The following is a 10,189-nucleotide window of genomic DNA, read 5'->3' on the forward strand; positions in this document are numbered from 1 at the left end:
GGGCGTATTTAAAGTGATAATCATAAGATATCTGGTGCGGGAGACGCTCAAAAGCCAGCTTGCCATCCTCTTCATCCTGCTTTTGATCTTCTTTTGTCAAAAGTTAGTGAGGATCCTCGGCGCAGCGGTTGACGGTGACATTCCGGCAAATCTGGTGCTCTCGCTGCTGGGCCTCGGCGTGCCTGAAATGGCGCAGCTTATCCTGCCGCTCAGCCTGTTCCTCGGACTGTTGATGACGCTGGGTAAACTGTATACCGAAAGTGAAATTACGGTGATGCACGCCTGCGGTCTGAGCAAGGCCGTGCTGGTGAAAGCCGCCATGATCCTGGCGTTGTTCACCGGGATCATCGCCGCCGTTAACGTCATGTGGGCGGGGCCGTGGTCGTCAAAACATCAGGATGAAGTGCTGGCCGAAGCGAAAGCCAACCCCGGTATGGCCGCACTGGCGCAGGGGCAGTTCCAGCAGGCCACCAATGGCAGCTCGGTACTGTTTATTGAAAGCGTTGACGGTAGCGATTTCAAGGATGTGTTCCTCGCACAAATTCGCCCGAAAGGTAACGCCCGTCCTTCTGTGGTGGTCGCCGATTCCGGACATCTGTCGCAGATGCGCGACGGTTCGCAGGTGGTCACGCTGAACAAAGGCACCCGCTTTGAAGGCACCGCACTGCTGCGTGATTTCCGTATTACCGACTTCCAGGACTATCAGGCGATTATCGGTCACCAGGCGGTGGCGCTGGATCCGAACGACACTGACCAGATGGACATGCGCACGCTGTGGTCCACTGATACCGATCGCGCCCGTGCGGAACTGCACTGGCGTATCACGTTGGTATTCACCGTATTTATGATGGCGCTGATGGTCGTCCCATTGAGCGTGGTCAACCCGCGTCAGGGCCGCGTGCTGTCGATGCTGCCCGCGATGCTGCTCTATTTGATGTTCTTCCTGATCCAGACCTCCCTGAAATCCAACGGCGGGAAAGGCAAGCTGGACCCGGTTATCTGGATGTGGGTGGTCAACCTGCTGTATCTGGCGCTGGCGGTGGGTCTTAACCTGTGGGATACAGTGCCGGTGCGCCGTCTGCGCGCCCGTTTTTCGCGTAAAGGAGCGGTGTGATGCAGCCATTTGGTGTCCTTGACCGCTATATCGGTAAAACCATTTTCACCACCATCATGATGACGTTATTCATGCTGGTGTCGCTTTCCGGCATCATCAAGTTCGTCGACCAGCTGAAAAAAGCCGGGCAGGGGAGCTACGACGCGTTGGGCGCGGGGATGTACACCCTGCTCAGCGTGCCGAAAGATGTGCAGATTTTCTTCCCGATGGCGGCGTTGCTTGGTGCGCTATTGGGACTCGGGATGCTGGCGCAGCGCAGCGAGCTGGTCGTGATGCAGGCGTCGGGTTTTACCCGTATGCAGGTTGCGCTCTCGGTGATGAAAACCGCGATCCCACTGGTGCTGCTGACCATGGCCATCGGCGAGTGGGTTGCGCCGCAGGGCGAGCAGATGGCGCGTAATTACCGGGCGCAGGCGATGTACGGCGGTTCGCTGCTTTCCACCCAGCAGGGGCTGTGGGCGAAAGACGGCAATAACTTTGTTTACATCGAACGGGTGAAAGGTGACGAAGAGTTAGGCGGCATCAGCATTTATGGCTTCAACGATCAGCGTCGTCTGCAATCCGTGCGCTATGCTGCGTCGGCGAAGTTTGACCCGGAACAGAAGGTCTGGCGTCTGTCGCAGGTGGATGAGTCGAATCTGACCGATCCGAAGCAGATCACCGGTTCGCAAATGGTGAGCAGTACCTGGAAAACCAACCTCACGCCGGACAAACTGGGCGTGGTGGCGCTGGACCCGGATGCGCTCTCTATCAGCGGTCTGCACAACTATGTGAAATACCTGAAGTCGAGTGGCCAGGAGGCCGGGCGCTACCAGCTCAATATGTGGAGCAAAGTCTTCCAGCCGCTGTCCGTTGCGGTGATGATGCTGATGGCGCTGTCGTTCATCTTTGGTCCGCTGCGTAGCGTGCCAATGGGTGTGCGGGTGGTGACGGGGATAAGCTTTGGTTTTGTTTTCTACGTGCTGGACCAGATCTTTGGCCCGCTGACGCTGGTGTACGGTATTCCGCCGATTATCGGCGCCCTGCTGCCGAGCGCCTCGTTCTTCTTGATCAGTCTCTGGCTGATGATGCGTAAGTCATAATCGTTCGCCGCCATCCGGCAACGTAAAGCGCAGTGCCTGATGGCGCTGCGCTTATCCTCAGTACTAGCGTTTTCTGCCGCCCATCAGGCTGCCTAACATCCCGCGAATGAGCTGATTGGTGACCTGACGCGCTGCGCTTTTTGCCACGCTCTGCACTACGCCATCGCGCTTGCCACCGCGCGGTCCGGTACTGCCGAAGAGAATATCCTTCAGCCCGCCGAGGATCCCGTCGTCAACCGCCACCTCTTTGCCTTTCGCCGTCGGGTTACTTTGCGCTTCGGTCGTCGCCTGGACACTTTTTTGCAGCATTTCAAACGCGGATTCACGATCCAGGTCGTCTTCATATTTGCCATAAACCGGAGAGTGGTTGATAAGCCCGTTGCGCTCATCATCCGTCACCGGCCCCATCCGTGAGCACGGAGCGATCACCATCGCCCGCTCGACGACCGATGGACTGCCTTTGGCATCGAGGAATGAAACCAGTGCTTCACCGGTGCCCAGTTCCTGAATCGCTTTCTCTGTATCAAACGCCGGATTGGCGCGCATGGTCTGTGCGGCGGTTTTCACCGCCTTCTGATCTTTCGGCGTGAAGGCGCGCAGGGCATGCTGAACGCGGTTGCCCAACTGACCGAGGACGTTATCCGGAATATCCGCCGGGTTTTGCGAAACAAACCAGACGCCAACCCCTTTCGAGCGGATCAAACGGATCACCTGTTCAATTTTATCCAATAGCACCTGCGGGGCGTCGTTGAACAGCAGATGCGCTTCGTCGAAAAAGAAGACCAGCTTCGGTTTTTCCAGATCGCCGGTTTCCGGCAGTTGCTCGTAAAGCTCGGAGAGCATCCACAGCAGGCTGGCTGCGTAGAGTTTTGGCATCTGGTAGAGCTTCTCGGCGCTGAGAATATTGATGATCCCTTTGCCACTGGCATCGGTCCGCATCCAGTCTTTGATGTCGAGCATCGGCTCGCCAAAGAAGTGCGTTGCACCTTGCTGTTCAAGCGTCAGTAGCCCACGCTGGATCGCTCCGACCGAGGCGCTGCTGATGTTGCCATACTGATTCTGGAAGGATTTGGCGTTATCGCCGATGTATTGCGTGATGGCCCGCAGATCTTTGAAATCCAGCAGCAACAGACCCTGGTCATCGGCAATACGGAAGATAATGTTCAGCACGCCGGACTGCACCTCGTTGAGGTTCAGCAGACGCGCCAGCAGCAGCGGCCCGAGGTCTGAGACCGTGGCGCGAACCGGATGACCTTTTTCGCCGAAGATGTCCCACAGTACCACCGGATTACTGTGCGGTTGCCAGTCGGTAATGCCGATATTTTTCAGTCTGGTGAGTAGTTTTTCGGAAGCCTGGCCTTCGGCAGCGACGCCCGTTAAGTCACCTTTTACATCGGCCATAAAAACCGGTACGCCAATTTCCGACAGCGACTCGGCCAGTTTCTGTAGCGTGACGGTTTTCCCGGTCCCGGTCGCCCCGGTAATCAGCCCGTGGCGGTTCGCCATCCCGGGGAGTAAAAACAGTTCAGTGTCTGGCGTGCGGGCAATCAGCAGGGGTGAGCTCATGAGATTTCCTCCATTTATCCTGCGTCGAGTATAGGCAATGTGAGTGCAAGAGAATATGCGCCGGGGAGAGAAAATCACTTATAGCGTATTGCCGTGGTAAATCTGGTATCCCAAATCGATCGTATTGTGGTTGTGGTCGTTGTTCTTGATTTTGCTCAGCAACATCTGCGCCGCCATGCGGCCAATGTCAAAGCGGGGGGTGATGACGCTGGCAAGACTTGGGATCATCTGTCGGCCCATCTCCAGACCGTGGAAACCGGCAATGGAGACCTGTTCTGGCACGGACAGGTCGCGTTCCCGGCAGAACAGCAGCGCGCCCATCGCAATATCATCATTGGTGCAAAACACACCGTCTAAATCCGGGTGGGCAATCAGCGCGTCGCGCATCAGCTGCATGCCCAGACGAATCGACGAGATCGCCTTCGGGTTCACGCGCAGCGGCGTCAGGCCTCGCCGCGTCATCGCATCGCAGTAACCGCGATAACGCTGTTCATCACGGATATCGTCTTTCGAGCCGAGATAAAGAATTTTGCGCCGCTGGCGTTTATCCAGCATGGTGCTGACCATATCAAATGCCGCCTGGCGGTTATCAAACCCGACTTCCATATCCAGCCGATCGCCCTGAATATCCATTAGCTCGATAATGGGAATGGCCGCCGAGCGCAGGAATTTCACCGTACGCAGGGTGTGATACTTCTCGGAAAGAATGATGCCGTCGATATTGTAGGAGAGCAGATTGATCACCGACTCTTCTTCCGACTCACGATCGTAGTTGTAGTTGGCAATCAGCGTCTGGTAGTTATGGTCGGACGTCACCGATTCGATACCGGCAAGAATGTCGGCGAAGAGCTGGTTCTGAAAGGAGGGAATGAGCACGCCAAGCGTGTAGCTTTGCGCGTTCAGCAACATGGCTGGCGCACGGTTCGGGATGTAGTTGATCTCCTCCATGATCTGCGCGATACGCTCGCCAGTTTCCTTTGCGACCTTTTTCGGTGAGCGGATATAGCGGCTCACCGTCATTTTGGTCACGCCCGCGAGCGTGGCGATGTCCTGCAAAGAAATTCTGTGGTTCCTCATCTTCTCTCCGGTACCGGGGAGCGGCGGCGACATCGCCCCCCGGTGGTTAATCACGCCTTAATGCAGAACCGCATTCAGTGCCAGCACGCCCAGCAGTCCCATGATTGAAATCAGCGTTTCCATCACGGTCCACGTCCGCAGCGTTTCACCGACGCTGAGGTTAAAGTAGCCCTTGAACAGCCAGAATCCCGGATCGTTTACGTGCGAAGCGATTACGCTACCGGCCCCGGTCGCCAACACCATCAACGCCGGATCGGCATGGGTGACGTTAATGATCGGCAATACCACGCCAGCGGTCGTGATCGCGGCGACAGTCGCCGATCCCAGTGCAATACGCAGTAACGCGGCCACTGTCCAGCACATCAGCAGCGGCGACAACGAGGTGCCGGTCATCAGGTGAGAGATATACTGACCCACGCCGCTGTCCACCAGAACCTGTTTAAACGCGCCGCCACCGGCGATGATAAACACAATCATGGCGATGGCACCGATAGAGTCACCGACGATATCCATGATCTGTTCAATCGTCCTGCCATTGCGTCGGCCGAGAGTGAAAATCGCCAGCACGATGGCGATAAACAGCGCGACGGCAGGGTTCCCGATAAACTCAAAGAATACCCGTACCGAGTTGGTTTTGGGCAGTGTAATTTCACAGACGGCGGCAACGGCCATCAGTATGACGGGGATCACCGCCGCAAAGATACTGTTCCAGAAGGACGGCATCTCCTCTTCGGTGAACAGGTGCGGGTTAAACAACCCTTCCGGCGGCGCTTTTTCAAAGCGGGTCAGCAGTTTCGAAAACAGTGGGCCTGCGACAATCACCGTAGGAATGGTGATAATAAACCCGTACAGTAACGTGGTGCCGAGGCTGGCTTCAAAAATCGTCGCAATGGCTGTCGGTCCCGGATGCGGTGGCAGGAAGCAGTGGGTGACCGAAAGGGCAGCGACCATCGGCACGCCGACATACAGCAGCGGCAAACCGGATGAGGCCACCACCGTAAACACCAACGGCAGCAGCAGTACAAAGCCGACTTCGAAGAACATCGCCAGCCCAACGACCAGTCCGGTGACGACCAGCGCCCACTGCACGCGTTTTTTACCAAACGTTCCGATCAGGGTGGTCGCGATGCGTTGCGCGGCCCCCGTATCAGAAATCAATTTTCCCAACATTGCGCCAAAACCGAGGATCATCGCCAGCCCGCCGAGCGTGCCGCCGATCCCGTTTTGAATGGAATGTAAAACGGCCTGTGCGTCCATCCCTTCGGCGAATCCCACGACGGCTGCGACCAGGACCAGGGCGATGAAGCCATTGACTTTAAAGCCAATCATCAGGACCAGAAGCAGCGCGACGCCTGCCGCAATTATGATTAATGGCATAATCTTATCTCTTATGTGTGCCAAAAAGGCAGCGCTGGCGCGCTGCGTAGGGTTGTTCAGTGGTTACACTGCGACCAGCATGCCGCCGTCGACGAACAGCAGGTGTCCGTTGACGAAGTCCGAGGCTTTGGAGGAGAGGAATACCGCCGCGCCAATCAGCTCCTGCGGATCGCCCCAGCGGGCGGCAGGGGTACGTTTGCATAACCATGAGGTGAAGGCTTCATCTTCCACCAGCGCTTTGGTCATTTCCGTTTTGAAGTACCCCGGTGCGATGCCGTTAACCTGGATGTTATGGCGCGCCAGTTCAACGCACATACCGCGAGTCAGCATCTTCACCGCACCTTTCGAGGCGGCGTACGGGGTGATGGTGTCGCGACCCAGTTCACTTTGCATTGAGCAGATGTTGATCACTTTCCCGGCCTGGCGCTCTACCATACGGCGGGTTACCGCCTGGGAGACGAGGAACACGGCGGTCTGGTTAACGGCGATCACGTCGTTCCATTCCTGCTCAGGGAATTCGGTAAACGGATGACGGCGCTGGATCCCGGCGTTATTGACCAGGACATCAATCGGGCCAATATCCTTTTCGATATGGTCAATTGCGGCGTCGATATCCTGTTTATGCGTCACGTTAAAAGGGGCGGCAACGGCGCGGATCCCTTCCTGCTGTAGCTTTGCGACGGCAGCCTCAGCCCGTTCTGACGTAATATCGTTAACGATAATCTGCGCGCCATACTTGCCAAGACCCGTTGCCAGCAAATAACCGATCCCCTGGGCGGAGCCGGTGATCAGAATATTTTTACCTGCCAGTGAAAAAAGATCGTTCATGATGTTATTCCTTATTTTTCATTCTCAAAGACGAGCTGAACTTTCGCCGCCTGGGTTTTGTCGCTGGCGAAAATCAGCGCCTGTTCCAGGTCGGTAAACGGATATTCCGCACTCAGTAGCGGCAGCGGATCGATAACGTTATGTGCCAGCCAGGAGACTGCGGTATTAAATTCGGTGGTAAAGCGGAACGAGCCTTTCAGGGCGATCTCTTTGCCGATCAGCATCATCATCGGGAAGTCCGGAACGGCACCACCCATACCCACCTGCACCATCACCCCTTTTGCGCGGGTGACTTCCAGACAGGTGGTAATGGAGGAGGGATGACCGGAGACCTCGAAACTGATATCGAAATAGCCCTTATCCGTTTTCCACTGGTCGAGCGCGTCATGCTGGGGATTAACCAGCGTATCCGCGCCCATTTGTTGAGCCAGCGATAGCGAACGGGGGCTGACATCGGCACAGACCACTTCCGCTGCACCCAGTGTTTTCACCGCGCTGACTATCAGGCAACCGATGGGGCCGACGCCGGAGATAAATACTTTTTTACCCTGGAGATCGCCAGCCTCATGCGCAGCATGGATGGCTACGGCCAGCGGTTCAGCAAAGGCCATGACCTTTTCGTCCGCCTGTTCCGGGTAAGGAATACACTGGGCGGTATCGACCGTTTTAAACTGGGTAAAGCCGCCGTCGACGTGCGGAAAATACATCGCACTGCCAAAAAAGCGCATTTCAGTGCACTGGTTTTCTTCATGCTGAAGACAGTATTTACAATGACCGCATGGCTTAGACGGATTAATGGCAATCGACTGCCCTTCGCGTAATGTTTCTGAATCGCTATGGACCACTTTACCAATAACTTCATGGCCTAAAATCATCGGTGCTTTGACGGTAAAATTACCGACTTTACCTTCCTGATAATAATGTAAGTCGGAACCGCAAATTCCTCCGCGGGTTATTTTTACGAGCGTGCCTTTATTATTCCATTCGATATTCTGTTGTGTTACAGCAACAGAGCGCTTACCCGCGACAACGCAGGATTGAGTTTTCACTTCCATAAATGCCTCACTGGGTCAGGTCTTCATCTTCGGTGCATTTAAGCGGTTTTAATTGTCCTTATTTGTGATGAAGGTCACACTGGAAAATTGTTACACTACAATGTTACGCATAACGTGATGCGCTTTATAATTCTCATCTATGGAAACAAAAAAGCGTGAAATTGCCGATTGTGCAGGCGTAATATCGCGCCATGAAATATGACGCAGAGGGTTTTACATGGCCGGGGAAAGCTATATTTTGATGGGCGTTTCAGGAAGTGGTAAATCGTTAATTGGTAGTAAGGTGGCGGCATTATTATCGGCGAAGTTTATTGATGGTGACGATCTCCATCCTGCCAAAAACATTGATAAAATGTCCCAGGGAATACCATTAACCGACGAAGACAGACTGCCGTGGTTAGAACGCTTAAATGATGCATCTTATAGTCTGTATAAAAAGAATGAGACCGGGTTTATTGTGTGCTCATCATTAAAAAAGCAGTATCGCGATTTTTTACGTAAGGGCAGTCCTAACGTGCATTTTCTCTGGCTGGATGGCGACTACGATATTATCCTGGAACGGATGCAGCGTCGGGCAGGGCATTTTATGCCGGTCGGTTTGCTGAAAAGTCAGTTTGAGGCGCTGGAGTGTCCATTGGCGGAGGAAGCCGATATTGCGCGTATCGACATTAATCATGACATTGAGAATGTGACGGCGCAGTGCCAACAGGCGGTTCTGGCGTTTCGCCAGGCACGAGAGCGACTCAGCACCTCACTCTGAGTTGAGAGGCGCTGAGTCAGACTGTCAGAAATCGGCTTTCAGCACCACACGGTAGCGGGCTTTACCGTCGCGCACATGCTGGATTGCTTCGTTGATTTTCGACATCGGGAACAGTTCGGTGGTTGGCGAGACTTTGCTGCGTCCGGCAAACTTCATCAGCTTACGCAGTTCATACGGTGTACCAGTCGCCGAACCGGAGACGCTGCGATCGCCGGCAATCAACGTGAAGGCAGGGACCGGCAGCGGCTTCAGTACCGCGCCGACGGTATGGAAGTTGCCGCCGTAAGCCAGCGCTTCGAAGTAGGGTTGCCAGTCGAGATCGACATTGACGGTGTTGATAATGAGATCGAACTGGCCTGCCAGCGCCGTTAATGCCTGCGGATCGCGGCTGTTCACCACTTTATCGGCGCCCATCGCCAGCACTTCTTTCTCTTTCGCCGGGTTAGAGCTGAACGCGGTGACTTCACATCCCATTGCATGCAACAGCTTGATAGCGATATGTCCCAGTCCGCCAATACCGATCACCCCAACGCGGCTGGTGGCAGTGACGTGGTGCATCAGAAGCGGTTTAAACACCGTGATACCGCCGCACAGCAGCGGACCGGCGGATTCAATATCGATGCTTTCTGGAAGCGGGATCACCCACTGCCAGTCTGCGCGCAGCTTCTCGGCAAAGCCGCCACGATTAAGAATGGTGGGCACCGCTCCTTCCAGGCAGTTGATCTGATTACCGCTGATACAAGCATCGCAGTGACCACAGCTGCGCGCCGTCCAGCCAATCCCCACGCGCTGGCCGATCTTCAGGCCTTTCCCCTGCGCCGCGCTACCGAGGGCGGCCACGCGACCAATCACCTCATGCCCGGCAACCAGTGGATACTGAGAGAATCCCCACTCGTTGTCGATCATCGACAAATCGGAATGGCAGATACCGCAGTAATCGACCTGCACCTCGACATCTTCCGGCTTGAGTTCGCCTGCATCGTATTCAAAGAGTTCGAGTTCGCTGCCCGCCTCTTTTGCGGCATAGCTTTTAATCATCGACATCGTGTTTCCCTCAGTGTGGTGTTGAACAGAAAAGTGTAGAGCATGGGAAACGGCGTCGCTTTGCAGAAGGGGGGATTAAGAAGAGCGCGGGATGGATGTATGCTGATTTTTTCGACACTTAACGGAGAAGACACACGCTAGCGCTTGCATGGTTGCGTGCTACAGGTATAATCCACAACGTTTTCCGCATACCTCTTCAGTGCCGAAGTGGCGAAATCGGTAGACGCAGTTGATTCAAAATCAACCGTAGAAATACGTGCCGGTTCGAGTCCGGCCTTCGGCACCA

Annotated in this window: 9 protein-coding genes and 1 tRNA gene; 4 read left to right on the forward strand and 6 right to left on the reverse strand. The window is 55.1% G+C overall.

All coding sequences use genetic code 11. From position 1 onward, the window contains the following. Nucleotides 1-13 precede the first annotated feature (13 nt). A complete protein-coding gene (lptF, locus tag JTI98_RS07905) occupies nucleotides 14-1,114 on the forward strand; it encodes an LPS export ABC transporter permease LptF (RefSeq protein WP_042999257.1) in 1,101 nt (366 codons plus the stop codon). After that, nucleotides 1,114-2,196: an LPS export ABC transporter permease LptG gene (gene lptG / locus JTI98_RS07910; RefSeq protein ID WP_044327132.1), complete on the forward strand. Its 1,083-nt coding sequence runs from the start codon at nucleotides 1,114-1,116 to the stop codon at nucleotides 2,194-2,196. Before lptF ends, lptG begins: the two co-directional genes overlap by 1 nt. 63 nt (nucleotides 2,197-2,259) lie before the next feature. Here lptG and JTI98_RS07915 read toward each other — a convergent pair whose 3' ends face one another. From JTI98_RS07915 to idnD, 5 genes are all read right to left on the reverse strand, one after another. Beyond that, on the reverse strand, nucleotides 2,260-3,762 hold the full coding sequence (locus tag JTI98_RS07915) for a helicase HerA-like C-terminal domain-containing protein (protein WP_044327131.1): 1,503 nt from the start codon (nucleotides 3,760-3,762) through the stop codon (nucleotides 2,260-2,262). Between the two features lie 78 nt (nucleotides 3,763-3,840). Continuing rightward, nucleotides 3,841-4,839 (reverse strand): LacI family DNA-binding transcriptional regulator, encoded by a 999-nt coding sequence (locus JTI98_RS07920; protein WP_216082107.1) that lies wholly within the window; start codon nucleotides 4,837-4,839, stop codon nucleotides 3,841-3,843. Between the two features lie 57 nt (nucleotides 4,840-4,896). Further along, the gene (idnT, locus tag JTI98_RS07925) at nucleotides 4,897-6,216 is read right to left on the reverse strand and encodes a gnt-II system L-idonate transporter (RefSeq protein ID WP_042999261.1); all 1,320 of its coding nucleotides are present in this window, start codon (nucleotides 6,214-6,216) and stop codon (nucleotides 4,897-4,899) included. Between the two features lie 63 nt (nucleotides 6,217-6,279). Further along, nucleotides 6,280-7,044 (reverse strand): gluconate 5-dehydrogenase, encoded by a 765-nt coding sequence (gene idnO / locus JTI98_RS07930; RefSeq protein WP_044327256.1) that lies wholly within the window; start codon nucleotides 7,042-7,044, stop codon nucleotides 6,280-6,282. A gap of 11 nt (nucleotides 7,045-7,055) precedes the next feature. Next, complete coding sequence (gene idnD, locus JTI98_RS07935; protein WP_044327255.1) at nucleotides 7,056-8,099, reverse strand: L-idonate 5-dehydrogenase; 1,044 nt, start codon at nucleotides 8,097-8,099, stop codon at nucleotides 7,056-7,058. A gap of 217 nt (nucleotides 8,100-8,316) precedes the next feature. Between idnD and idnK the strand changes: the two genes are divergently transcribed. After that, entirely contained in the window at nucleotides 8,317-8,859 is a 543-nt protein-coding gene (gene idnK / locus JTI98_RS07940) for a gluconokinase (RefSeq protein WP_042999264.1), read from the forward strand. 24 nt (nucleotides 8,860-8,883) lie between these two features. Here the strand turns inward: idnK and JTI98_RS07945 are convergent, their stop codons facing one another. Beyond that, nucleotides 8,884-9,903, reverse strand: a complete 1,020-nt coding sequence (locus JTI98_RS07945; RefSeq protein ID WP_058587138.1) for an NAD(P)-dependent alcohol dehydrogenase — start codon at nucleotides 9,901-9,903, stop codon at nucleotides 8,884-8,886. 201 nt (nucleotides 9,904-10,104) lie between these two features. On the opposite strand from JTI98_RS07945, the gene JTI98_RS07950 reads away from it, so the two are divergent. Further along, nucleotides 10,105-10,189: transfer RNA gene (locus JTI98_RS07950), tRNA-Leu, on the forward strand.

This window comes from Citrobacter sp. MGH 55, assembly GCF_016906145.1.
GTDB lineage: Bacteria > Pseudomonadota > Gammaproteobacteria > Enterobacterales > Enterobacteriaceae > Citrobacter_A > Citrobacter_A amalonaticus.

What these genes read in the sequence shown, in the direction of transcription:
- lptG (WP_044327132.1), top strand. Translation starts at nt 1,114, where the DNA reads ATGCAGCCATTTGGTGTCCTTGACCGCTATATCGGTAAAACCATTTTC.
- JTI98_RS07915 (WP_044327131.1), bottom strand. Translation starts at nt 3,762, where the DNA reads ATGAGCTCACCCCTGCTGATTGCCCGCACGCCAGACACTGAACTGTTT.
- JTI98_RS07920 (WP_216082107.1), bottom strand. Translation starts at nt 4,839, where the DNA reads ATGAGGAACCACAGAATTTCTTTGCAGGACATCGCCACGCTCGCGGGC.
- idnT (WP_042999261.1), bottom strand. Translation starts at nt 6,216, where the DNA reads ATGCCATTAATCATAATTGCGGCAGGCGTCGCGCTGCTTCTGGTCCTG.
- idnO (WP_044327256.1), bottom strand. Translation starts at nt 7,044, where the DNA reads ATGAACGATCTTTTTTCACTGGCAGGTAAAAATATTCTGATCACCGGC.
- idnD (WP_044327255.1), bottom strand. Translation starts at nt 8,099, where the DNA reads ATGGAAGTGAAAACTCAATCCTGCGTTGTCGCGGGTAAGCGCTCTGTT.
- idnK (WP_042999264.1), top strand. Translation starts at nt 8,317, where the DNA reads ATGGCCGGGGAAAGCTATATTTTGATGGGCGTTTCAGGAAGTGGTAAA.
- JTI98_RS07945 (WP_058587138.1), bottom strand. Translation starts at nt 9,903, where the DNA reads ATGTCGATGATTAAAAGCTATGCCGCAAAAGAGGCGGGCAGCGAACTC.